This is a genomic window from Leclercia sp. UBA7405, assembly GCF_037152215.1.
GTDB lineage: Bacteria > Pseudomonadota > Gammaproteobacteria > Enterobacterales > Enterobacteriaceae > Enterobacter > Enterobacter pneumoniae.
Genome location: NZ_JBBCMR010000003.1, coordinates 273,584 through 297,784, shown reverse-complemented (window position 1 = coordinate 297,784; position 24,201 = coordinate 273,584). Strand labels below are relative to the sequence as shown.

General features: G+C 55.3%; 22 protein-coding genes. 10 read left to right on the top strand and 12 right to left on the bottom strand.

All coding sequences use genetic code 11. The features are described 5' to 3' along the window. The first annotated feature begins 110 nt into the window (after positions 1 to 110). The 3 genes from plsC (at position 111) to WFN75_RS16670 (ending at position 4,837) form a co-directional block, all read left to right on the top strand. Positions 111 to 848, top strand: a complete 738-nt coding sequence (gene plsC / locus WFN75_RS16680; protein ID WP_040074007.1) for a 1-acylglycerol-3-phosphate O-acyltransferase — start codon at positions 111 to 113, stop codon at positions 846 to 848. A gap of 57 nt (positions 849 to 905) precedes the next feature. After that, positions 906 to 2,318, top strand: a complete 1,413-nt coding sequence (gene ftsP, locus WFN75_RS16675) for a cell division protein FtsP (RefSeq protein ID WP_046885858.1) — start codon at positions 906 to 908, stop codon at positions 2,316 to 2,318. A 341-nt stretch (positions 2,319 to 2,659) separates the two neighbouring features. Next, positions 2,660 to 4,837, top strand: coding sequence for a YgiQ family radical SAM protein (locus WFN75_RS16670; RefSeq protein WP_040074009.1), 2,178 nt, complete (start codon positions 2,660 to 2,662; stop codon positions 4,835 to 4,837). Positions 4,838 to 4,844: 7 nt separating this feature from the next. Here the strand turns inward: WFN75_RS16670 and WFN75_RS16665 are convergent, their stop codons facing one another. The 3 genes from WFN75_RS16665 to yqhD form a co-directional block, all read right to left on the bottom strand. Further along, complete coding sequence (locus tag WFN75_RS16665) at positions 4,845 to 5,318, bottom strand: DUF3828 domain-containing protein (protein ID WP_207292408.1); 474 nt, start codon at positions 5,316 to 5,318, stop codon at positions 4,845 to 4,847. A gap of 110 nt (positions 5,319 to 5,428) precedes the next feature. After that, complete coding sequence (gene dkgA, locus WFN75_RS16660; protein ID WP_040074011.1) at positions 5,429 to 6,256, bottom strand: 2,5-didehydrogluconate reductase DkgA; 828 nt, start codon at positions 6,254 to 6,256, stop codon at positions 5,429 to 5,431. Between the two features lie 107 nt (positions 6,257 to 6,363). After that, on the bottom strand, positions 6,364 to 7,527 hold the full coding sequence (gene yqhD, locus WFN75_RS16655) for an alcohol dehydrogenase (RefSeq protein WP_212476601.1): 1,164 nt from the start codon (positions 7,525 to 7,527) through the stop codon (positions 6,364 to 6,366). Between the two features lie 194 nt (positions 7,528 to 7,721). On the opposite strand from yqhD, the gene WFN75_RS16650 reads away from it, so the two are divergent. Beyond that, positions 7,722 to 8,621, top strand: a complete 900-nt coding sequence (locus WFN75_RS16650) for an AraC family transcriptional regulator (protein ID WP_336996528.1) — start codon at positions 7,722 to 7,724, stop codon at positions 8,619 to 8,621. A gap of 27 nt (positions 8,622 to 8,648) precedes the next feature. Here the strand turns inward: WFN75_RS16650 and yghB are convergent, their stop codons facing one another. Together yghB and metC are read right to left on the bottom strand one after the other, a co-directional pair. Further along, complete coding sequence (gene yghB / locus WFN75_RS16645; protein ID WP_286808803.1) at positions 8,649 to 9,308, bottom strand: DedA family general envelope maintenance protein YghB; 660 nt, start codon at positions 9,306 to 9,308, stop codon at positions 8,649 to 8,651. A 141-nt stretch (positions 9,309 to 9,449) separates the two neighbouring features. Continuing rightward, a complete protein-coding gene (gene metC / locus WFN75_RS16640) occupies positions 9,450 to 10,637 on the bottom strand; it encodes a cystathionine beta-lyase (protein WP_336996527.1) in 1,188 nt (395 codons plus the stop codon). A gap of 249 nt (positions 10,638 to 10,886) precedes the next feature. Here metC and exbB point away from each other — a divergent pair, with 249 nt between their 5' ends. Together exbB and exbD are read left to right on the top strand one after the other, a co-directional pair. After that, positions 10,887 to 11,618 (top strand): tol-pal system-associated acyl-CoA thioesterase, encoded by a 732-nt coding sequence (gene exbB / locus WFN75_RS16635; RefSeq protein WP_040074016.1) that lies wholly within the window; start codon positions 10,887 to 10,889, stop codon positions 11,616 to 11,618. A 4-nt stretch (positions 11,619 to 11,622) separates the two neighbouring features. Continuing rightward, positions 11,623 to 12,048, top strand: coding sequence for a TonB system transport protein ExbD (gene exbD / locus WFN75_RS16630; RefSeq protein WP_040074017.1), 426 nt, complete (start codon positions 11,623 to 11,625; stop codon positions 12,046 to 12,048). A 472-nt stretch (positions 12,049 to 12,520) separates the two neighbouring features. Here exbD and WFN75_RS16625 read toward each other — a convergent pair whose 3' ends face one another. The 3 genes from WFN75_RS16625 to WFN75_RS16615 form a co-directional block, all read right to left on the bottom strand. Continuing rightward, entirely contained in the window at positions 12,521 to 13,417 is an 897-nt protein-coding gene (locus WFN75_RS16625) for an SDR family oxidoreductase (RefSeq protein WP_040074018.1), read from the bottom strand. Between the two features lie 151 nt (positions 13,418 to 13,568). After that, positions 13,569 to 14,006 carry a hypothetical protein gene (locus WFN75_RS16620; RefSeq protein WP_046886007.1) on the bottom strand — a complete coding sequence of 146 codons (438 nt, stop codon included), beginning with the start codon at positions 14,004 to 14,006 and terminating at the stop codon, positions 13,569 to 13,571. 1 nt (position 14,007) lies between these two features. Beyond that, positions 14,008 to 14,412: a hypothetical protein gene (locus WFN75_RS16615; protein ID WP_046886008.1), complete on the bottom strand. Its 405-nt coding sequence runs from the start codon at positions 14,410 to 14,412 to the stop codon at positions 14,008 to 14,010. Positions 14,413 to 14,513: 101 nt separating this feature from the next. Here WFN75_RS16615 and WFN75_RS16610 point away from each other — a divergent pair, with 101 nt between their 5' ends. Beyond that, positions 14,514 to 15,017, top strand: a complete 504-nt coding sequence (locus tag WFN75_RS16610; RefSeq protein ID WP_046886009.1) for an ESA_00282 family adhesion-associated protein — start codon at positions 14,514 to 14,516, stop codon at positions 15,015 to 15,017. A gap of 82 nt (positions 15,018 to 15,099) precedes the next feature. Next, complete coding sequence (locus tag WFN75_RS16605; protein ID WP_046886010.1) at positions 15,100 to 15,591, top strand: TIGR00645 family protein; 492 nt, start codon at positions 15,100 to 15,102, stop codon at positions 15,589 to 15,591. Positions 15,592 to 15,638: 47 nt separating this feature from the next. On the opposite strand, the gene WFN75_RS16600 is transcribed toward WFN75_RS16605, so the two are convergent. Next, positions 15,639 to 16,679, bottom strand: coding sequence for an aldo/keto reductase (locus WFN75_RS16600; protein WP_336996610.1), 1,041 nt, complete (start codon positions 16,677 to 16,679; stop codon positions 15,639 to 15,641). Between the two features lie 83 nt (positions 16,680 to 16,762). Here WFN75_RS16600 and yghX point away from each other — a divergent pair, with 83 nt between their 5' ends. Then, positions 16,763 to 17,650, top strand: coding sequence for a YghX family hydrolase (gene yghX / locus WFN75_RS16595; protein WP_286808811.1), 888 nt, complete (start codon positions 16,763 to 16,765; stop codon positions 17,648 to 17,650). 44 nt (positions 17,651 to 17,694) lie between these two features. Here yghX and WFN75_RS16590 read toward each other — a convergent pair whose 3' ends face one another. Next, positions 17,695 to 20,295, bottom strand: coding sequence for an autotransporter domain-containing protein (locus tag WFN75_RS16590; protein ID WP_336996526.1), 2,601 nt, complete (start codon positions 20,293 to 20,295; stop codon positions 17,695 to 17,697). A 503-nt stretch (positions 20,296 to 20,798) separates the two neighbouring features. On the opposite strand from WFN75_RS16590, the gene WFN75_RS16585 reads away from it, so the two are divergent. After that, positions 20,799 to 22,430 carry a methyl-accepting chemotaxis protein gene (locus WFN75_RS16585; RefSeq protein ID WP_212476595.1) on the top strand — a complete coding sequence of 544 codons (1,632 nt, stop codon included), beginning with the start codon at positions 20,799 to 20,801 and terminating at the stop codon, positions 22,428 to 22,430. Positions 22,431 to 22,480: 50 nt separating this feature from the next. On the opposite strand, the gene fucR is transcribed toward WFN75_RS16585, so the two are convergent. Both fucR and WFN75_RS16575 read right to left on the bottom strand, forming a co-directional pair. After that, on the bottom strand, positions 22,481 to 23,197 hold the full coding sequence (gene fucR / locus WFN75_RS16580) for an L-fucose operon activator (RefSeq protein WP_336996525.1): 717 nt from the start codon (positions 23,195 to 23,197) through the stop codon (positions 22,481 to 22,483). Beyond that, the gene (locus tag WFN75_RS16575; protein WP_336996524.1) at positions 23,194 to 24,177 is read right to left on the bottom strand and encodes a sensor domain-containing diguanylate cyclase; all 984 of its coding nucleotides are present in this window, start codon (positions 24,175 to 24,177) and stop codon (positions 23,194 to 23,196) included. The genes fucR and WFN75_RS16575 overlap by 4 nt, the downstream gene beginning before the upstream one ends. Positions 24,178 to 24,201: the final 24 nt, after the last annotated feature.

The following is a 24,201-nucleotide window of genomic DNA, read 5'->3' as shown; positions in this document are numbered from 1 at the left end:
GTTAATTCGTGCGTTGCGATTAACAATACGGGTTTGCGGATCCGTTCGTAATCCAGGTCCTGACTGAAATTGACATACCATTATCCGCTGTCAGGGCTTTTGAGGTCGCTATGCTATTAATTATTCGAATCATTCTTACCGTCATCTACTGCATTCTGGTCTGTATTTTTGGCTCTATCTGGTGCTTGTTCAGCCCGCGTAATCCAAAACATGTCGCGACGTTTGGCCATATGTTTGGCCGTTTATCGCCGCTGTTCGGCCTGAAAGTGGAGCTGCGCAAACCCGAGGGGGCAGAGCAGTATGGCAACGCTATCTATATCGCCAACCATCAGAACAATTACGATATGGTCACCGCCGCCAAGATTGTGCAGCCGCCGACGGTGACCGTCGGGAAAAAAAGCCTGCTGTGGATCCCGTTCTTCGGCCAGCTTTACTGGCTGACCGGCAATCTGCTGATCGACCGTAATAACCGCGCCAAAGCGCACAGCACCATTGCTGAAGTGGTCAATCACTTCAAAAAGCGCAAGATTTCAATCTGGATGTTCCCGGAAGGTACTCGCAGCCGTGGTCGCGGCCTGCTGCCGTTTAAAACGGGCGCATTTCACGCCGCTATTGCGGCAGGTGTACCAATTATTCCTGTGTGCGTTTCCAATACTTCGAATAAGATTAATCTTAACCGCCTGAATAATGGGCTGGTGATTGTCGAAATGCTGCCGCCTGTCGACGTCAGCAAGTATGGCAAAGATCAGGTGCGTGAACTGGCAACCCACTGCCGTGAGCTCATGCTGAATAAGTATGAGGCACTCAATAAAGAAGTTGCTGAAAGAGAAGCTGCCGGCAAGGTTTAAGCCGGATGAAAGGGAAACGACTTCCCGCCTTGTTCGTTTGTATTACATGGAGCCAATATGTCACTCAGTCGCCGTCAGTTTATTCAGGCATCCGGAATCGCCTTGTGTGCAGGTGCGGTTCCACTGAGGGCAAACGCCGCCGGGCAGCAACAGCCGCTGCCCATCCCGCCGTTACTCGAATCCCGTCGTGGTCAGCCCCTTTTTCTGACGCTGCAACGGAGCCACTGGTCCTTTAGCCAGGGCACACGTGCGCCCGTCTGGGGTATTAATGGCCGCTATCTCGGGCCGACGGTGCGTGTCTGGAGCGGCGATGACGTGAAGCTGATCTACAGCAACCGTCTGGCCGAAAACGTCGCCATGACCATCAGCGGTTTGCAGGTGCCAGGCCCGCTGCTGGGTGGCGCGCCGCGCATGATGTCCCCGAGCGCCGACTGGGCGCCGGTGCTGCCAGTGCGCCAGCGTGCGGCGACGCTCTGGTATCATGCGAATACCCCTAACCGCACTGCCCAGCAGGTTTACAACGGCCTGGCGGGAATGTGGTTGATTGAGGACGAGGTCAGCAAATCGCTGCCTATTCCGAACCACTACGGCGTGGATGATTTCCCGATTATTATCCAGGATAAACGGCTGGATAATTTCGGCACGCCTGAATACAGCGAGCCGGGCAGCGGAGGCTTTGTGGGTGACACCCTGCTGGTTAACGGTGCCCAGAGCCCATACGTTGAGGTATCCCGCGGCTGGGTGCGTCTACGCTTGCTGAACGCCTCAAACTCCCGACGCTATCAACTGCAAATGAGCGACGGTCGGGCCTTACACGTTATCGCGAGCGATCAGGGCTTTTTACCGGCACCGGTATCCGTTAAACAGCTGGCCCTGGCGCCGGGTGAACGCCGCGAAATTCTCGTGGATATGACCAACGGCGACGAAGTGTCGATTACCTGCGGTGAAGCTGCGGGTATTGTCGATCGTATTCGCGGCTTCTTTGAGCCCTCCAGTATTCTGGTGTCGACGCTGGTTTTAACCCTGCGCCCGACTGGCCTGTTACCGCTGGTGACCGACAGCCTGCCGATGCGTCTGCTGTCGGAAGAGATCCTCTCCGGGTCGCCGGTGCGCAGCCGGGATATCAGCCTGGGCGACGACCCGGGTATTAACGGGACGCTGTGGGACATTAACCGCATCGATATCACCGCTCAGCAGGGCACCTGGGAGCGCTGGACGGTGCGCGCGGACATGCCGCAGTCGTTCCATATCGAAGGGGTAAGCTTCCTGATCCGCAATGTGAATGGCGCGATGCCTTTCCCGGAAGACAGGGGCTGGAAAGATACGGTCTGGATCGACGGGCAGGTTGAGCTGCTGGTCTATTATGGTCAACCTTCCTGGCCGCACTTCCCGTTCCTGTTCCACAGCCAGACGCTGGAGATGGCGGATCGCGGTTCGGTGGGACAGATGCTGGTGAACCCGGCGCCGTAAGTTTTACCCTCACCCCGGCCCTCTCCCGGAGGGAGAGGGAGAAAAAGGGCCAAAACCGCACATGACCGTTCCCTCTTCCCTGGGGAGAGGGCTAGGGTGAGGGGCAAAACCCATGGCACCCGGGCCAAAACCGCACATGACCGTCCCCTCTCCCCTGGGGAGAGGGTTAGGGTGAGGGGAAAAAGACCTGGCACCCGGGCCAAAACCGCATATGACCGTCCCCTCTCCCCTGGGGAGAGGGCTAGGGTGAGGGGAAAAAGCCCGCATATTCCCCCTTCAATTCCCCCACTGTTCCAGCGTATAATCCCGGCCCTTTTGTCTATTTTTTCTTCGGAAGCACTATGAGCGCAATCTCCTTGATCCAGCCGGATCGAGACCTCTTCTCCTGGCCGCAATACTGGGCAGCCTGTTTTGGACCGGCACCCTTTCTGCCAATGTCTCGTGAAGAGATGGATCAACTGGGCTGGGACAGTTGCGACATTATACTGGTGACCGGTGACGCCTACGTCGATCACCCGAGCTTCGGAATGGCCATCTGCGGCCGTATGCTGGAAGCGCAGGGCTTCCGCGTGGGGATCATCTCCCAGCCGGACTGGAACAGCAAAGACGACTTTATGCGTCTGGGCAAACCCAACCTCTTTTTCGGCGTGACCGCGGGCAACATGGACTCCATGATTAACCGCTACACCGCCGATCGTAAACTGCGTCATGACGACGCCTATACTGCCGACAACGTGGCAGGTAAACGTCCCGATCGCGCCACGCTCGTCTATACCCAACGATGCAAAGAAGCGTGGAAAGAGGTGCCGGTCATCCTCGGCGGAATTGAAGCGAGCCTGCGCCGTACCGCGCATTACGATTACTGGTCTGATACCGTGCGCCGCTCGGTGCTGGTGGATTCAAAAGCCGACATGCTGATCTTCGGTAACGGTGAGCGTCCGCTGGTGGAAGTCGCTCACCGTCTCGCCCAGGGCGAACCGGTAGGGAACATCCGCGATGTACGTAACACGGCGATCATGGTCAAAGAGGCGCTGCCAGGCTGGAGCGGAGTCGATTCCCGTATCATCGATATGCCGGGCAAAATCGATCCGATCCCACACCCGTACGGCGACGATCTGCCCTGTGCAGATAACAAACCTGTTGAACCCAAAAAAGCCGAAGCGAAAGCCGTTGTGGTTCAGCCGCCGCGTCCGAAGCCCTGGGAAAAGACCTACGTTCTGCTCCCGTCCTTCGAGAAGGTCAAAAGCGACAAAGTGCTGTACGCCCATGCCTCCCGTATTCTGCACCACGAAACCAACCCGGGGTGCGCGCGTGCACTGATGCAAAAGCACGGGGAACGTTATATCTGGGTTAACCCGCCGGCAATCCCGCTCTCTACCGAAGAGATGGACAGCGTCTTTGCGCTACCGTACAAGCGTGTGCCGCACCCCTCATACGGTAACGCCCGCATACCGGCCTATGAGATGATCCGTTTTTCGGTCAATATTATGCGTGGCTGTTTTGGCGGCTGCTCCTTCTGCTCCATTACCGAGCACGAAGGGCGCATTATTCAGAGCCGTTCTGAAGAGTCGATCGTTAACGAAATCGAAGCCATTCGCGACACCGTGCCGGGCTTTACCGGCGTGATCTCCGATCTCGGCGGCCCAACCGCCAACATGTACATGCTGCGTTGTAAATCGCCGCGCGCGGAGCAGACCTGTCGTCGTTTATCCTGTGTCTATCCGAGCATTTGTGAGCATATGGACACCAACCACGAGCCGACGATCAACCTCTATCGCCGTGCCCGCGATCTGAAAGGCATCAAGAAGATCCTGATCGCCTCCGGCGTGCGTTACGACATTGCCGTGGAAGATCCGCGTTATATCAAAGAGCTGGCGACGCACCACGTCGGTGGTTATCTGAAGATTGCCCCGGAGCACACGGAAGAAGGCCCGCTGTCGAAGATGATGAAGCCGGGGATGGGCAGCTACGATCGCTTCAAAGAGCTGTTTGACACCTACTCAAAGCAGGCGGGCAAAGAGCAGTATCTGATCCCGTACTTCATTTCCGCGCACCCCGGCACGCGAGATGAAGACATGGTGAATCTGGCCCTGTGGCTGAAACAGCGTCGCTTCCGTCTGGATCAGGTGCAGAACTTCTACCCGTCGCCGCTCGCGAATTCGACCACCATGTATTACACCGGCAAGAACCCGCTGAGTAAGATTGGTTATAAAAGTGAAGAGGTGGTGGTGCCGAGAGGGGACAAACAGCGCCGTCTGCATAAAGCGCTGTTGCGTTATCACGATCCGGCTAACTGGCCGCTGATCCGTCAGGCGCTGGAGGAGATGGGTAAAAAGCACTTGATCGGTTCTCGCCGCGACTGCCTGGTACCCGCGCCAACGCTCGACGAGATGCGCGAAGCACGTCGTCAGAATCGCCATACGCGTCCGGCGCTGACCAAACACACGCCGATTGCGCATCAGCGTTCTCATGGCAGCGCAGGGGTTAAGAAGCCGGCGAAGCGTAAAGCCTCATCTTAATCGACCCTCAGGACGATTTTCGGCTGGCCTGTTTCACCAGGCTGGCCGACACTTCCTGCAGTTTCATCTTCAGGCTGCCCATCTCCGGGTAGACGAAATCATCGATCTTCCATGACATCCCGTCCGGGACAAGCTTCAGGATCAGCGTCCGTTCCCTCTCGTCGGATAGCGTATAAAACACCTGCAGGACAGTCTCATGTCTCCCGCGCTTGTCCGGGCTAACGCCGGAAACCTTCTGCAGCTTCACTTCCCCGTCCTGACAGCCGCACAGCGGATTGAAGTTCAGGTAGGGCACCTTATCGTGTGGCGTGACACGGATGTTTTCATGCAGGATATTTCTCATGGCCGGAGAGTAGAGCTGCTCCAGATTCACCCCATCGTCGTTATACAGCAGGGTAATAAAATCCTGTGGGGATTGAGCAGGCTGCGCCCAGGTAAAAAAAGGCAGCAGAGCGAGAGAGATCGCGAGACGTTTTTTCATTGAAAAATCCTTTTTCAGTGTAGGGAAAACGTCCCGATATTAAATGCACTCCAGATCTTCAGTCAGGCCGAAAATAACAACCCCCGGTATAACCGGGGGCTTTTCGGAATTTAACCACCAAACTGATCGGGATCCGGGCCTAGTCGCTTGCCCTGTTCCAGCTTCGCTATCTCGCCCAGCTCATCTTTATCGAGGCGGAAGTCCCAGACATTGAAGTTCTCGACAATACGCGAAGGGGTGACCGATTTCGGGATCACCACCAGACCGCAGTCGAGGTGCCAGCGAATGACAATCTGCGCCGGGGTTTTGCCATACTTCTCGGCCAGATCGCGAATGATCTTCTGATCAAACACCCCTTCGCCGCCCTGCGCCAGTGGGCTCCAGGATTCGGTCTGGATTTTGTGAGTCGCATTCCAGGCATGAAGCTGACGCTGCTGCATTAGCGGGTGGAGCTCAATCTGGTTAATCACCGGGGCGACGCCCGTTTCATCAATCAGACGTTGCAGGTGATGGACCTGGAAATTACAGACACCAATGCTCTTTGCCAGACCCGATTTTTGCAGTTCGATAAGCCCTTTCCAGGCCTCTACGTAGTGGTCAATCGCCGGGACCGGCCAGTGCATCAGATAGAGGTCGACGAAATCGAGTTGCAGCTTCTCCAGGCTCTCCTCTAACGCTTCGCGCGGGCGTTTCTGGTCATCGTTCCAGAGCTTGGTGGTGATAAAAAGCTCTTCGCGCGGCAAGCCAGCGCTGGCGAGCGCGGTGCCGACACCCTCTTCGTTTTTGTAGGCAGCAGCGGTATCAATTGATCGGTAGCCCACTTCCAGTGCTTTATGAATGGCGGACACGACTTCATCGTTACCGGCTTTCCATACGCCGAGCCCCAGCTGGGGCATTACGTTCCCGTCCTGAAGCTTGATTAAGGTTGGGTTTGCCATCTTTCCTCCTCCATTTGCTCAGCTACCGGGAGCGTGCCCCCGGCGGCGTGGTGTGCATTAAGTCTGGTCGAAATGCCGAAAAACGAAAGGCAGGCACGTAAAAACGCTTAGCGTGCGGCCTCGTAGATACGACGGCTCACCTCCAGGGTAATATCTTTCTGCTCGCCCAGCTGCGTCATGCCGTGCTCTTCAAGTTTTGCCAGCAGGGCAGGGATAGAGCTGCCGTCGAGGCCATAATCGGACAGGCGGGTCGGAGCGCCCATCTGCTCGAAGAAGTTACGGGTGGCGAGGATGGCTGCATCAATGCGCTCATCTTCGGTGCCGCGGGTGATGTTCCAGACGCGTTCTGCGTATTGCAGCAGTTTGGCACGTTTGGTCTCGCGCTTCTCATTCCACAGGGCAGGCAGCACGACTGCCAGAGTCTGGGCGTGATCCAGCCCGTGCATTGCGGTCAGTTCATGCCCCAGCATATGGGTTGCCCAGTCCTGGGGGACACCCGCGCCAATCAGGCCGTTCAGCGCCTGGGTCGCGGCCCACATGACGTTGGCACGCACATCGTAGTTTTCGGGTTCTGCCAGCGCTTTCGGACCTTCTTCAATCAGTGTCAGCAGAATGCCTTCCGCGAAACGATCCTGAATTTTGCCATTTACCGGATACGTCACGTACTGCTCTACGGTGTGAACAAAGGCGTCCACAACGCCGTTGGCGACCTGGCGCGGCGGCAGCGTATAGGTATAAACCGGATCCAGCACCGCGAAGACCGGCTGAACGTGTTCGTTCATAAAGGCCTGCTTGTCACCGGTACTTTTACGGGAGATAACCGCCCCTTTGTTAGATTCAGAGCCGGTTGCCGGCAGCGTCAGCACGGAGCCCATCGGGATGGCGCTGGTAATGTTGCTTCCGCCGGTTTGCAGGATCTCCCACGGGTCGATGCCGTCAGCATAGTGGGCCGCGGCGGCGATAAATTTGGTGCCATCCAGTACGGAGCCCCCGCCTACCGCCAGCAGGAAGGTAATTTGTTCATCGCGGGCGATCTTGACCGCATTCATCAGGGTTTCGTAGGACGGGTTCGGTTCAATACCGCCAAATTCACGCACATCCAGCCCTTGCAGCGCGCTGTAAACCTGATCCAGAACGCCGGTTTTTTTCACGCTGCCGCCGCCGTAGGTAATCAGAACGCGGGCGTCGGCCGGGATCTGGTCACGCAGATCAGCGATGGCACCTTTACCAAACAGGATGCGGGTTGGGGTATGGAGATTAAAATTGTTCATTGCTCGTTCCCTTAAGTGGGTGGAAAACGTGGCGGCGCAGAGTGCTGCCTGATGGTGTCCATTGTGAAGAGGGGGGGCGCGTCTCTCAATGCACATTCCTGCCGATGTCTTGCCCATTTCTACATCGCACTGGAGAAAATGCGAAAATATGCGCACAATGCCAGCATCAAAATTGCCCTCTGGAGCCCGCGAAAATGAACCGTCAGGAGACCTGTCAGCTATTAACGGTGCAGATTAACAGACTGAAAGTTAATGAAAATAATCTTAACCATCTGTTGCCCGATGTTCGTCTGCTTTACGGGACGCAACCCGGTACGCGTACGCCGGTGATGTATCAGCCAGGCATCGTTTTTCTCTTTTCCGGGCATAAAATTGGCTATATCAACGAACGCGTTTTTCGTTACGACACCAACGAGTACCTGCTGCTCACCGTACCTTTACCCTTCGAATGTGAAACCTTCGCGACAGAGGCGATACCGCTGGCGGGGATCCGCCTGAACGTGGATATTTTGCAGCTGCAGGAGCTGTTGATGGATATCGGCGAAGATGCGCTTTTCCGTCCGATGATGGCGGCGAGCGGCATTAATTCCGCGACCCTCACCGATGAGATCCTCTGTGCCATTGAACGTCTGCTGGATGTGATGGAGCGCCCGCTGGATGCCCGCATCCTGGGCAAGCAGATCATTCGTGAAATTCTGTATCACGTGCTGCTGGGGCCGGGCGGCGGCGCGTTACTGGCGCTGGTCAGCCGTCAGACGCACTTTAGTCTGATCAGCCGGGTGCTAAAACGAATTGAGAGTCAATACACCGAAAACCTGAGCGTTGACCAACTGGCCGCCGAGGCAAACATGAGCGTTTCGGCGTTTCACCATAACTTTAAATCGGTGACCAGCACCTCGCCGCTGCAATATTTAAAAACCTATCGTCTGCATAAGGCGCGGATGATGATGATCCACGATGGCATGAAAGCCAGCGCGGCGGCGATGCGCGTAGGGTATGAGAGTGCGTCGCAATTCAGCCGTGAGTTTAAGCGCTATTTTGGTGTCACGCCGGGGGAAGATGCGGCCAGAATTCGTATGATGCAGGGGATGTAACACCCTCTCCTGTTGGAGAGGGCGACATCAGGCGCGGCAGTATTTTTTGCGGATCACCACGACCAGGGTGCCGATTAAGCCTGCTACCAGAAGAAACAGAGGCAGAATCATCAGGAAGGTCATCACCTGGTCTTCGTGTCGTTTCACGAACGGAATCATGCTCAGGGCATAACCAAAGGTGGTAACGACCCCAACCCACAGCAGGGCACTTAACCAGTTAAAGAACTGGAAACGGCGATTCGACAGGCCTGAGATCCCCGCCATCGTCGGCAACAGGGTGCGGACAAAGGCCAGAAAACGCCCGGCCAGCAAGGCCAGCAGGCCATGTCGATCAAACATGCAGGTGGCGCGCTGGTGATATTTATGTGGCAACTGCGCCAGCCAACTCTTCACAATCCGTGTATTGCCCAGCCAGCGACCTTGCAGATAGCTCAGCCAACAGCCGAGGCTGGCGGCGGAGGTCAAAATCACCATCGTGGGGGCGAAGTCCATAACGCCTTTGCCAATTAGCGCGCCTGCCAGAAGCAGCAGGCTGTCACCGGGTAAAAACGAGGCTGGCAGCAATCCATTTTCGAGAAACAGCGTTGCGAACATAACAAAATAGACAATCCCGACGATATGCGGGTCTGCCAGCGCTGCAAAATCGTGTTGCCAGAGCGCGGCAATAATTTCCTGGATGACAGCCATGGACTTTCCTGTGGAACAGCATGTATCGGTCTATTGTACTCCCATTTTCGCGCGCGGGGGTTGATCCCGGGCGCAACAAATACAGACATTTCTGCTGGTGGTGTGCAAAAAGAGGTCCAGGAGTCGTTTACAGCCCGCACTCTACACGATGCGCTCGAATCCTGCTGCTAAATCGGCAATTAAATCGTCCACGCTTTCCAGCCCAATGTGCAGACGGATCAGGGTGCCGGTAAAGTCGACATCGCCGCCGGGCCGCAGTGCCTGGATCTGCTCTGGCTGGTTTGGCAGGATCAATGATTCAAAGCCGCCCCAGGAGTAGGCCATGCTGAACAGCGTAAAGTTATCCAGGTAGGTAGCCAGTTCGTCGTCAGTCAGCCGTTTTTTCAATATAAAGGAGAAGAGGCCGCTACTGCCCGTAAAGTCACGTTGCCAAAACTCATGGCCCACGCTGCCCGGCAGCGCCGGATGGTTGACCCGCTCAACCTGCGGATGTCGCGCCAGCCACTGGGCCACCAGCAGGCTACTTTCATGGTGCTGACGCAGGCGCACCGCAAGCGTACGCAGGCCGCGGCTGGTCATATAGGCGGTATCGGCATCGACCATCTGCCCCATCAGATAGGCATTTTCGCGCAACTGTGCCCAGCAGCGTTCATTGGCGACTGCCGTGCCAATCATGCCGTCGGAATGTCCAATCAGGTATTTCGTGGCGGCCTGGATAGAGATATCGATACCGAAGTCCAGGGCCTTAAACAGCACTCCCGCCGCCCAGGTGTTATCAATCATGATAATGGCATCAGGCGCTTTACTGCGCACCGCCTTCACGATGGCGGGAACATCATGTACTTCCATGGTGATGGATCCCGGCGATTCCAGGAATACGATACACGTATTCGGTTGAATACGTTCCGCAATCCCCGCCCCGATGGAGGGATCAAACCAGTCGGTAGTCACTCCCAGCTTGCTCAGAATTTTGGTACAGAAGTCCTGACTCGGCTCGTAGGCGGTATTGGTCATCAGGATGTGATCACCCTGTTCGACAAACGCCAGTATCGTGTTGGCCACGGCCGCCGCGCCGCAGGGGAAGAGGGCACAACCTGCGCCGCCTTCCAGTTCGCACATGGCTTCCTGCAATGAGAAGTGGGTCAGGGTGCCGCGGCGTCCATAAAACAACTCACCGTTGGCACGGTTACGGGTGGCCTGTTTTTTGGCCTCGACGGTATCGAAAACTAAAGAGGAGGCGCGCTGAATGACGCTGTTAACGGAGCCGAGGGTATATTTTTTACTGCGTCCCGCCTGAACGAGGGCGGTATCAAGATGCTTCTCTGTCATGTTCGCGCAACCTGTTTTATACGTCTGGACGTCCAGACTATCATGAAAGTAAAAGTGTGTGCCTTCTTGCTGGAAGAATAAACAGATAATTTTTTAAAATAGGGCGATGAAAGTTTTCCCTGCGTAAGCGCAAGGAAAAAACGGGCAAATTCATGCAGTATGCAAATACTAATGAGAACTACTATCAATTCGGAGATATTTTGATATTATTATGCTCAGAATTTGTGATTTGCGTCCTGGAGATACAGAGTGGGTAATAATTTGATGCAGACGGACCTCTCCGTCTGGGGCATGTACCATCATGCTGACATCGTGGTTAAGATTGTGATGATCGGCCTGATTCTGGCGTCCGTTGTCACCTGGGCCATCTTCTTCAGCAAGAGCGTGGAGCTCATCAGCCAGAAGCGTCGCCTTAAGCGCGAACAGCAGCAGCTGGCTGAAGCCCGCTCTCTGGATCAGGCCAGCGACATGACCTCCGCCTTCCACGCGAAAAGCCTGACCAGCCTTCTGGTTAATGAAGCTCAGAACGAGCTGGAACTCTCTGCAGGCAGTGAAGATAACGAAGGTATTAAAGAGCGTACAGGTTTCCGCCTGGAACGTCGCGTTGCTGCCGTGGGCCGTCATATGGGTCGCGGTAACGGCTATCTGGCGACCATCGGGGCGATTTCGCCTTTCGTAGGTCTGTTCGGTACCGTCTGGGGCATCATGAACAGCTTTATCGGTATCGCTCAAACCCAGACCACTAACCTGGCGGTGGTAGCACCGGGTATCGCAGAAGCGCTGCTGGCTACGGCTATTGGTCTGGTTGCGGCAATCCCGGCCGTGGTTATCTATAACGTCTTTGCCCGCATGATTGGCAGCTACAAAGCCACGCTGGGCGATGTCGCCGCACAGGTTCTGCTGCTGCAAAGCCGTGACCTGGACCTCAACGCCAGCAATGTTAAGCCGGTGCATTCCTCGTCGAAACTGCGTGTAGGTTGATTGTATGGCAATGCGTCTTAATGAAAATCTGGACGATAACGGTGAAATGCATGAAATCAACGTAACGCCGTTCATCGACGTTATGCTGGTTCTGCTGATTATCTTCATGGTTGCTGCGCCGCTGGCGACGGTAGACGTGAAGGTGAATCTGCCGGCCTCCTCCAGCCAGCCGCAGCCGCGTCCGGAAAAACCGATCTACCTGTCCGTTAAGGCAGATAAATCGATGTTCCTGGGCAATGACCCGGTGACCGATGCGTCTGTGATCCCGGCGCTCGACGCGCTAACGCAGGGCAAGAAAGACACGACGGTCTTCTTCCGCGCCGATAAAACCGTCGACTATGAAACCATGATGAAGGTAATGGACACGCTGCACCAGGCGGGTTATCTGAAGATTGGTCTGGTCGGCGAAGAGAAAACGGCAGCGAAATAAAAGTAAAAAGGCAACGTCAGTTGCCTTTTTGCATATCAGCCTCCTCTCCCCGTGGGAGAGGGCCGGGGTGAGGGCATCAGCCCGCACAGAACCCAAAACAAAAAGGCAACGTCAGTTGCCTTTTTACTTATCAGCTCCCTCTCCCCGTGGGAGAGGGCTGGGGTGAGGGCATCAGCCTGCACAAAAGCCAAAACAAAAAGGCATCCTCAGTTGCCTTTTTGCGTATCAGCTCCCTCTCCCTGTGGGAGAGGGCCGGGGTGAGGGCATCAGCCTGCACAGAACCCAAAACAAAAAGGCAACCTCAGTTGCCTTTTTACGTATCAGCTCCCTCTCCCTGTGGGAGAGGGCTGGGGTGAGGGCATCAGCCCGCATAGAAGCCAAAACAAAAAGGCAACCTCAGTTGCCTTTTTGCATATCAGCTCCCTCTCCCTGTGGGAGAGGGCTGGGGTGAGGGCATCAGCCCGCAGAGGGGTTATGCCAGATGTTCCCCGCCGCATACCCCATGCACTTCTGCGGTAACATAGCTAGATTCCTGACTTGCCAGATAAACATATACCGGCGCCAGCTCTGCCGGCTGACCGGCGCGTTTCATCGGCGTTTGCTGACCAAACTGCGGGATTTTCTCCTGCGGCTGGCCGCCACAAATCTGCAGCGCTGTCCAGATTGGACCCGGTGCCACCACGTTCACGCGAATCCCTTTCTCCGCCACCTGCTTCGCCAGCCCGCGGCTGTAGTTAAGGATCGCCGCCTTGGTAGAGGCGTAATCCAACAGGTGTGGACTTGGCTGATAAGCCTGGATAGAGGAGGTAGTAATGATGCTCGCACCGGCTGGCAACAGCGGCAGCGCCTCCTGCGTGATGTAAAAGAGGGCCAGCACGTTCACCGCGTAGGTCTCTTTAAACTGTTGGGTAGTCAGGTCGGCAATGTCCTCGACCGCCGTCTGTTTCCCCGCGACCAGCGCCAGCACGTCCAGTCCGCCCAGCGCCTCATGCGCTTTATGCACCAGCGAGCGGGCAAAGCTCTCATCGCTCAAATCGCCGGGTAACAGCACCGCTTTGCGGCCAGCCTCTTCAATCAGCTGCTTAACTTGCTGCGCATCCTCTTCTTCGGCAGGCAGATAGTTAATCGCCACATCCGCCCCTTCACGCGCGTAAGCAATGGCGGCAGCACGCCCGATGCCGGAGTCGCCCCCTGTCACCAGTGCCTTACGATTCTGAAGTCGGCCGCTGCCTTTATAGCTCTGCTCACCGCAATCGGGTACCGGATCCATTTTCGACTGAACGCCCGGCGCAGGCTGCTTCTGCTGCGGATACTCGCCGGTGTAGTACTGGGTGGTTGGGTCCTGAAGTTCGGTTTGATTCTTAGCCATAACTGCGCTCCTTGTTTGCGTAGAGAGAATCTAAGCTTAGGAGAATCAACTGCACTTTGAGAAATATTCAGGATAATCCTTAAGTTTTTTTACAACGGGAAGCGAAGCGGTAGACGTTAGTCGGGCGAGTGGGTGACGCAGAAAAGGTGGGTCAGACAGGGTCGTTTTGCTGATGCTTTGCCAGATACTCCTCGTCGAGCGCGACGGTAGTGACGCAAGAGGTGCGATAGCCCTCATCAGCAAGTTTACGCGTAATGCGCAGGGTGGCCGTTTCGCGGGCCAGCAGATACTGATAGTTGCTCTCCAGTCGGGCCATAATTTTATCTTTCAGCGCGGGCTGGCGTTCAATTATGGCGCTGAGAGTGGCGCCGTAGATCTCTTCTTTGACCTGCAGGGGATAAATTTCGCGGCGATTATGCCACTTCAGACGAACCAGCGCGGCCGGAATCGACACCAGCTCTTTGGCGATGCGCGCCATCTCTTCATTTTTGATCATTTTAAGCGTGTCGAGATTCTGCTTTAAGATAAACTCGTCGCTATTTTTATCATCTAAAGTCAAATACACATTGTTATTATCAACTTCTTTCATTTTATTCGTCCTCAAGTTGATAAAAAAGGGGCGTTTCCTTTTCGCAGGTAATTAAATTAAGCCAAATTTCATTACCCGCTTCATTTATTTCTTCGGTCTTTTCCGCCAATATTTGACTTAGTTCCTGCGCGTCAATTTCCCCTTCAGCTTGCAGATCGTTTAGCAAGCGGGCAAAGGTTTCGATTTTAAAAACGCGAAATAAACGGTCTTTAATATGACGGTCATGCTCTTCCAGCAACATATTGCGTGACTGACCATTGCGGGTTACGCCAATTAATATATCTGGCGCATAATCAGCGAGCGTTCTTTTCCCCTTAGTTAAATTAGCGTCAGTTTCTGCTTCCGCCTGTTTCGGCTCCACTGAAGAAATGTGAAACCTGGACGGAACCAGATTCTCAGGCAGCATTTATATGTCCTTTAAATTCAACGGGGTGAGGTTGTTCGAAGCGTGAGATTCGTTGACAATAACATGAGGCAAATTTAAAATCAAAAAAAATGGAGCCTCTCATGAACAGCATTTTTTATACTGTCATTACATTGTTATTGCTTACTGCGGTTGTTCTTGTATTGATGCGCGATTTCAATAAAAGCAGCAATGATGCAGTCGGGCAGGCCTCGCCGCCGCCACCGCCTCTGTCCAAAGAGGAGGGGGAGGACCATTTTTCGCTGTTAATGAATGCCATTACCCCGGTGTGGTATTGGCGGGTTAATCATGAATATATTGATTTTCTCCATGCCACAATTAAACGAATGAACATGGCGGAATTAAATAGTATTCCCGGCTTGTTTGACGCTCAACGCCGTTGTAGCGATCTCAACTCGGCGGTCTACAAATATTACGATAATATCAAAAAGCGCTGCCTGAACGGAGAAAAGGTCTCCCACTCCGATCTCGATGTGCTGAACCTGCGCCAGTGTTTCCGCGAATTTAGCATGGAGGCTTATCCGGCACTGGTGGTGCTGGTGTGGCCGGAATACCAGCGCCCGATGGTTAAGCCTGAGCATGTGTAAGGTCTTTATCGTTTAGTTGTTGCATACGAATTGCCACCTTGCGATATACTGCACGCTGGTTTTTTTTCGCGGACAGGATCCTATGGAACGCTTTTTCGAAAACGCAATGTATGCTTCCCGCTGGTTATTAGCCCCGGTCTATTTTGGCCTTTCGCTGGCGTTAATTGCCCTCGGTATTAAATTCTTTCAGGAAATCTTTCACGTCCTGCCCCATATTTTCAGCGTCGCCGAATCCGATCTGATCCTCGTTCTGTTATCGCTGGTAGACATGACCCTGGTGGGCGGTCTGCTGGTGATGGTGATGTTCTCTGGCTACGAGAACTTCGTCTCTCAGCTGGATATCTCTGCCGATAAAGAGAAGCTCAACTGGCTGGGCAAGATGGATGCGTCTTCGCTGAAGAACAAAGTGGCGGCGTCGATTGTTGCAATCTCATCGATTCATCTGCTGCGGGTGTTTATGGACGCCAAAAATATCCCGGATAACAAACTGATGTGGTATGTGATTATCCACCTGACGTTCGTGTTATCGGCGTTTGTGATGGGGTATCTGGATAAGCTGAATCGCAGCAAGTAAGCCAAACCCGGACAGCCCTGCTGTAGCGCGGGGCTGTCCGTTTACCTCTATTTATCTGACGACGCCTGCCACAAGTTCAACTCCCCATCCGCCACATGGCGATCAATCCTTGCCAGCTCGTCTGCGGTAAAGTGCAGGTTATTCAGCGACTTCACATTCTCTTCCAGCTGTTCTGGTCGGCTGGCGCCGATAAGCACGGATGTAACGCGCTCATCTTTTAACAGCCAGCTCAGCGCCATCTGCGCCATGGTCTGGCCGCGCTGTTCCGCCATCTCATTCAATAACCGCAGGCTGGCGAGGTTCGCTTCGGTCAGCATATTCTCCGTCAGTCCACGCACTTTTTTGCCTTCACGCTGCATGCGCGACCCTTCAGGAATGCCATTCAGGTATTTGCCGGTCAGCAGACCCTGCGCCAGCGGGGTAAAGGCGATACAACCCGTGCCGTTGGCCCTGAGCGTATCCAGTAATCCACTTTTATCGACCCAGCGGTTCAGCAAGTTGTAAGAGGGCTGATGAATCAGGAGCGGAATTTTCCACTCGCGCAGTAAGTCAGCCATCTTCTGCGTCCGCTCGGGCGAGTAGGACGAGATACCCACATAGAGCGCTTTTCCGCTCTGCACCGCCTGGGCCAGCGCAGAGGCGGTCTCCTCCATGGGCGTCGCCTCATCTACCCGGTGGGAGTAAAAGATATCCACGTAATCCAGACCCATCCGGCTCAGGCTCTGGTCGAGACTGGCGAGCAGATACTTGCGCGAGCCGCCTGAGCCATAGGGGCCGGGCCACATGTCATATCCCGCTTTGGTGGAGATAATCAGCTCGTCGCGGTAGGCGGCGAAATCCTGACGCAGCAGACGGCCAAAGTTCTCCTCGGCGCTGCCCGGCGGTGGGCCGTAGTTATTGGCGAGATCGAAGTGGGTGATCCCACAGTCGAAGGCTTTACGCAGCAGGGCGCGCTGGGATTCGAGGGGATGAACGTGACCGAAGCTGTGCCATAAGCCCAGCGACAGTGCGGGCAGACGCAGGCCGCTGTTACCACAGCGGCGGTACTGCATGGTTTCGTAACGTTCGGGGGAGGCGTTCCAGGGCATGATGTCTCCTTTATTATCGATAAATTTTCGAAACAGCGTTTTCATTCTATCCTTACAGAGCCCACAATTCATGGATATATGCTATGACACGTCTCACCGCCAAAGATTTTCCGCAAGAGTTGCTCGACTGCTACGACTACTATGCCCACGGCAAAATCAGCAAACGCGAATTCCTCAACCTGGCGGCAAAGTATGCTGTTGGCGGCGTGACGGCGCTGGCGCTGTTTAACATGCTCAAGCCCAACTATGCCCTGGCAGAGCAGGTGAAGTTTACCGATCCCGATATTGTGCCGGAGTACATCACCTATCCTTCGCCCGAGGGTCACGGTGAAGTGCGGGGCTATCTGGTCAAACCGGCCAAAGCCGCCGGCAAGATCCCGGCAGTGGTAGTGGTGCATGAGAACCGTGGCCTGAATCCCTATATCGAAGACGTTGCGCGTCGGGTCGCAAAGGCGGGGTATATCGCCCTGGCGCCTGATGGCCTGAGTTCAGTCGGCGGCTATCCGGGTAACGACGAAGAGGGGAAGGTGTTACAGCAGAAGGTCGACCCCACCAAACTGATGAACGATTTCTTTGCCGCTATTGCGTTTATGCAGCAGCATCCGGAGGCCACCGGCAAGGTGGGGATAACCGGATTTTGCTATGGCGGCGGGGTCTCTAACGCGGCGGCGGTCGCCTGGCCTGAGCTCGCCTGCGCCGTCCCGTTCTATGGTCGTCAGCCCCCGGCGGCAGATGCCGCGAAGGTCAAGGCACCGTTGCTTCTGCACTTTGCCGAACTGGATAAAAACATTAATGAAGGCTGGCCCGCCTGGGAGGCGGCGCTGAAAGCCAATAATAAGGTTTACGAGGCCTATATCTACCCCGGCGTGAATCATGGCTTTCATAACGACTCGACGCCACGTTACGACGAAGCGGCAGCGGAGCTGGCGTGGAAGCGCACGTTAGGATGGTTTGAAAAGTATCTGAGCTAAGCGCAAAGCGCCCGGTGCGCGCAAGGGCACCGGGCATAAGGTTATCAGAAGCTATAGCTTAAACCGGCCTGCACGCTGGCGTCGTTATCTACATCGCCGGTGCCATAGTAAATGCCCGTATTGACCGAGAAATTATGGGCAACCGTGGCGTTGATCCCCGCACCGAACATGCCCATCGTATTGTTATGACCCTGAGTGTTGTGATAATCCGCCGCCTGGATATCCGTATCATCGCTGAACTCTTTCTGGAAGCGGGCATCCACCCAGGGGGTGATCTGTACGTTCTTATTGAGATCGGTGAGGGTGGTGGAGAGACGCAGCCCTGCGCCGCCGTTCCAGGAGGAGACCTGGCTGTCGGCGAAGGTCACCTCCTTGTCAGAGAAGCCGTTGGCTTTGGTCTGATCCCAGCCAAGAATGGCGTACGGCTGTAGCAGCGTCTCCCCTTGCAGGAGCACGTTCACCCCAGCACGCGCCTGCGCCATATACAGGTTGCCGTCGGTGGAGCCGTGCAGGGCTTCGGTCATGCCGCTGGTGTTGCCGGTCACGTTGTTGGCGGAGAGGGTGTAGCGCATATCGCCATAGCTGAAGCTACCGTCCGCGAACAGGCCCCAGTCACGGCCATTCATTGCCTGCTGCCAGCCGCCATAAAGGCTGTAATAGTTACCGTAGACGGTATCTTTGAAGCTATCCGGGCCGCTCTGGGTATCGTCCACGCGGCTGCGGGTCCAGGCCAGGGCGATACCGCCGGTCACGCTGTCACCGTTGGCGAGCGCGTGCGTCCAGTCAACGCCGCCCTGCGCGCCCTGGGTGATGCTGGTGTAATCCACATCGTTGCTGAAGGTGCCGTTCTGATAGAGGAAATCTCCCCATACCTGCGCCCCCTCCTGCTGCGTCCCGGTCAGGGCAGCAAGATGCAGACGATCCAGGTGACTGGTAATGTCGTCAGTTACCTGGTGGCCCGCCTGTTCGGCGGCATCCAGCCCAGCGATCAGCCCCTGAACATCGCTCGCCAGAGAGCCTCGCTCACTGTTAAAGACGATATTCCAGCTCTGGCTGTTGTCTGCGGCGAGCATCGTTTGGGGGGTGACATCCCCATTGGCGGCGACAATGTCCAGGCTGTTATCGTAGTTATAGGCTCCACTCCGGTTCTCAACCTGCTGCTCGCCATTGGTAAAACGGGCGGCTGCGTAATCTTGTGGCGCACCCTCTGTGTTTGTCGTAAAGGTGCCGATCACCAGGTTTTGCTGATTCAGCGCCGAGGGGGTGATGTTATTCACCACGACCGCGTTGTCGCTGCCGGTAATCTGTCCGAAATCGACAAAGCTATCGGTACTCATATTCACAACGGCATTACTGCCCGTGGTAGCGGAGACAAGACGTGAGCCATTTTGTAGATTCCAGCTCGTGGCATCGTTAATAGTATCGATAGTAATGCTGTTCGCGCTGGTGGTGTTGATGGTTTCGAACTGATTAATCTGCCCGGATATAGAGCTGCCCGCATCCATGGATAGGGTATCGGTGCCGTCGCCGCCTGACACGTTGCCGCTGACGTGGGAGTTATTGACCAGCACGACGGTATCGTTGCCGGTACCGGTGGTGATATCGCCATTGACGTTGGCGTTATTTTGCAGGGTAACCGTGGTATTGCCGCTATTCTGGCTGGTATTCACATCACCATTAATGGTGCTGTTATCCACCAGGATGGTGTCGGTGGCATTGCCGTTGAGGGTCACATTGCCATTCACCACGCTGTTATTCGTGACGGAGAGATCGACCTGACCTTTATCATTGATGATGCCCACATCCCCGGTCACGGTACTGTTATTCAGGGTTAAACTTTCGTGGGTAGTGCCATACATCGCAATCGCCACATCGCTAAAGGCATCCAGGTTGATATCGCTGAACGGTTCGGTCTTACTCAGTGTGTCCACGAGTGTTTTCATCTTCTTCGCCACCTGGCTGTTGCTGGCGTCGAGAGTGGCGTTGGTCAGCGAGACGGTGACATCCGAAGTGGCACTGCCGGTATAAATGCCGGCGTTGTCCATGGTGCTATTACTGATAGCAATATTTTGCGTGCCCGCCCCCGCGCTGATAATACTGCCGTGCAGGACACTGCCATTGCTGACATTCACGTTGTGGGCCCCCTTATCAAGAGGGTCAACATAGATGGCGGCGCCCATCATATAGCTTTTATTTTTCCCACCGTATTCGATCGCGCTGTTTTCGCCGTTCAGGGTGGCATGATCGATATTGACCGTAGTATTGGTAGTATCCTTAGCCGATCCGACTTCGACCATATCCACCTTAGCGTTATTGGTGACATTAATATCGGCGGTACCGCCGGTACTGCCCTGAATATAATAGCCTGTCATATCCGTGCCAGAGACGGTTAAGGTTTGGCTATCGGTTGGCGAGCGGTGACCATCCATATAGATATCGGTTGCGGTTTTATCGGCCATAACGGCGTTAGTCGCGCCCTTATCCTGATAATAATTGCCGTCATCGTAATGGGAGAGGCCGCAGGTTTGGGTCGTATCACCATTTTGACAAGGGGTGGCGGTGCCCGCCTGGGCCTGCGCGGCGAAAGATGTTAAAGCCAGTAATACACATTGTGACAATACTGTCCGTTTTACGGAATGACGCATTTCAAATCCTCTTTGAGTCCAGAAAAAAGTGGACTCTTTTTAATTTAAAATTGCGTAATTCAGAAACGTCTGACGGGTAAAGGATGTAATGAAATTTAAAAATTGACCGCGCTAAAAATATGGCAATTAACTTAATTAAACCTGATTAATCAAAATAAATATATTCTTAAGGTGAATGTGATGGTTTTATTAACGTACAAAAAGCGGGGCTTTTAGGCTGAAGGCGGGCGATTCATTGGCAACGCTTCTCAACGCCCTAATCCTTTCGGATTATGCGGGTAATGAATGGCGAGGATGACTTACATTTGTTAATTCTATGAAATGTAAAAACACGTTATTTCCAGGGATATTTCCCCAGCATGATTATCGTTTCTCCGCTAATTAAAGGTGAATGAAAAGTTTTATAAAATTACTCGCGAAAAGGTATAACTTCGCTTTTTTCTGCCGATAACGGGATCAGGAGTCGCTTTCGGGCGATATCTTCCTCACGGTAAGGAAAAAAAATGCAAATGCTTCGTAATTTCACGATCCGTTTCGTTCTGCTGACGATTCTTGGGATCTTTTGTTTAATGTGGGCAGGCGTCGGGCTGTATAGCACCTGGTCCCTTTCTAAAATGTCGGACGGTAATGAAATCGACCGCCAGCTGGTCAAACAGATGACGGTCCTGAGCCAGGGCAACGATCAGTATTTTCGTTTCGTGACCCGCCTGACCCGCGCTATGGATGTTAAAGCGGCAGGAGGCTCGCCAGATCTCGCGCCTGTACAGCAGGCGCTGGATAACATGAGCAAAAAACTGGCGGAGATGAAAGCCATGTCTCCGGGGCCGATGGATGCGCAGGTCTCAGCCCAGGTCATTGCCAGCTGGCAGGCGTTACTGGAAAACGGCGTCATCCCTCAGATGCAGTTCGCACAGCAGGGCAACGTGGACGGTTACCGTCAGCAGGCCAATAACGTCACGCCGCCGCTCAGTCGTGCGTTTGGCGCCAGCGCTGAAAACTTCAATAAAGCCGCCGATCGCCTGCTGGATACGACCCGCGTGATGGTAGACAACTTCACCAGCATCACCCGCACGGTGATTATCGTGGCGACCATCATTGGCCTGTTGATCCTGCTCTTTACCGATCGCTATCTGGTCGCCATGCTGGTGAAACCGCTGGATCGTATTCGCGAACATTTCCGCCAGATTGCGCAGGGCGACCTCAGCCAGCCTATCACCCCGTTTGGCCGTAACTGCGTCGGCCAACTGGTGCCGCTGCTGAGCGCCATGCAGGATAGCCTGCGCGAAGCGGTCAGCACTATCCGCTCGGGCAGCGATAACATCTGGCGCGGGGCGACGGAGATCTCCAGCGGCAATAACGACCTCTCTTCACGCACCGAAGAGCAGGCGGCCGCGCTGGAAGAGACCGCCGCCAGCATGGAGCAGCTCACGGCCACGGTGAAATTGAACGCAGATAATGCCCGTCAGGCCAGCCAGCTTGCGGATGTGGCCTCGACTACCGCCAGCCGGGGCGGTGCGCTGGTTGAAGATGTGATCAGCACCATGACCGGCATCTCGGACAGCTCGAAGAAAATCGCTGAGATCACCAATGTGATCAACAGCATCGCCTTCCAGACCAACATTCTGGCGCTGAACGCTGCGGTGGAAGCGGCGCGTGCGGGCGAGCAGGGACGTGGTTTTGCAGTGGTGGCGGGCGAGGTGCGTAATCTGGCCAGCCGCAGCGCCAATGCGGCGAAAGAGATCGAAGGGCTGATCGCTGATTCTGTCTCCCGGGTGGAGCAGGGTTCGCAGCTGGTTAACGACACGGGCACCACCATGGAAGCGGTGCTGCGGGCGGTAACCGAAGTGACCACCATCATGAAGCAGATTGCCGCCGCCTCGGAAGAGCAGAGCAAGGGCATTTCGCAGGTGGGCGTCGCCATCACCCAGATGGATGGCGTGACTCAGCAGAATGCGTCGCTGGTGGAGCAAGTTTCCGCCGCCGCCTCTGCGCTTGAGCGCCAGACCGAAGAGCTACAGCGGTCGGTGCAGAAGTTCCGTCTCTCAGCTCAGGAGCCCGTCGCCGCGCCGCCGAGCGCTCCGGTTCGCCTGAAACCCGCCGCGGCGTCAGCCGCAGACGACTGGACCAATTTCTAAGGATCTGAAAATGGCCGCCTCGCGCGGCCAGCATTCGGCCTGACGCGGCGCTATCGCCTGACGAGCTCCGCGTCTGAGATGAGCTGGGTGACCTGTGACAGGTGGCCAATTTTCACTTCGCTGGAACGTCGGAACTTACTTTTGTCGATCAACAGCAAGGACTGGCTGGCGCGGCTAAGTAGCTGGGTTTTAAAACGGGCATTATCGGGCGAGGGATCCCACATAATGCCCTGCTCATCTACCCCCTCGCAGGAAAAGATAAACAGATCGATCTCCAGCGATTTCAACTGGGTGACCAGCATGGGGTTCACATAGCAGCGGTATTTACGCTCAAGCGTACCGCCGGAGCAAATTAGCGTAACGCGTTCGCGTCTGGCCATCTCCTGGCAAATCGGCAGGCTGTTGGTAAACACCGTCAGGGCGATATCGGGGAGCTGTTTTGCCAGATGAAAGCAGGTCGAACTGGCATCCAGCGCCAGTGTCATCCCTTCGCTCACCCAGTCCAGTGCGAGGCGAGCAATATCGGCTTTGTCGGCGTAATGGCTTTTCAGCCGCGCGCCAAAGGGCTCACCACCGTCTTGCCGGTCCGGGTGGATCGCCCGCGCCCGCCCGTGATGGCGCACAATCTTCCCCTGCTCCTGCAGCGTTTTCAGATCCCGGCGTATCGTCTCTTTACTCACCGCCAGCGCGTCGGCCAGCGCGTCCGTCGTCAGCCAGTCGCACGTCGCCAGCCGCTGAATAATGGCCTGCTGACGGCTGTTTTTCATGTTCCGGTTTCCAGACGGAGGAGAGAGAGGGGCGTCTGCCCGAGGGCGACGCCGTTTTTACCGGTATGTTTGATCTGATACATCGACCGATCGGCGCGCTTGAGGGCATTCACAAAGTCATCCTCCTCCTGCACTTCATCAATGCCTACCGACGCGCCCACCCGCGCCTGGCCATTGTCCAGCTCAAAGGGGGTGAGGGCGGCGTGCAGGCACTGCTGAGCAATGCGCGTCACCTGCAGGCTGGAGAGTGCAAGGGGAAGTAAAAGCACAAATTCGTCGCCACCGAGGCGCCCGACGATGCTGTCTGGTGGGCAGCTTTCCCGTAAACGCTGGCTAAGCTGGATCAGCAGTTCGTCACCGCTGCGGTGCCCGAAGGCGTCGTTAACGGCTTTGAAATCATCAAGATCAATAAAGGCCACGCACAGCGGACCGCGGGCTTTAAGCTGTGCAAAGTGTTGCAGCAGGGCATGACGGTTAGCCAGCCCGGTGAGCGGGTCGTGGTTAGCCAGTTGCGCCAGCTGCTCTTCGTACTGCTTCTCTTTGGTCATATCAATATGGGTGCCGGTCACCTTCAGCGGCGCGCCGTTTTCATCCCATTCGGTCACGCGGCCCCGGTCAAGCACCCAGGTGATGGTACCGTTTCTGTGCTGCATACGGTGCAGCGCTTCATAGAAGGGGGTCTTACCGTTCAGATGATCGTAAAACGCGTCCAGCACGTCTTGCTTGTCATCGGGATGGAGGTGTTCCCGCCAGACCTCAAACTGGGCGCTAAGCGCTTTCGGCTGATAGCCCAGCATCGAGCCCCATCGGCGGTTAAAGATAATCAGCTTGCCGCTGGGAATATCCAGCTGCCAGAGACAGAGACCCGTCCCATCCAGCGCAGCGCTCAGCTTACTGCGGGCGTCACGTGCTAGCCTGACGAGCCGGGCATTGTGCTTTTTGAGATTCTGGATCTGTTGTCTTAACGCCTGCTCTGACATGAAAAGGCTCATCGGTAAATAAGA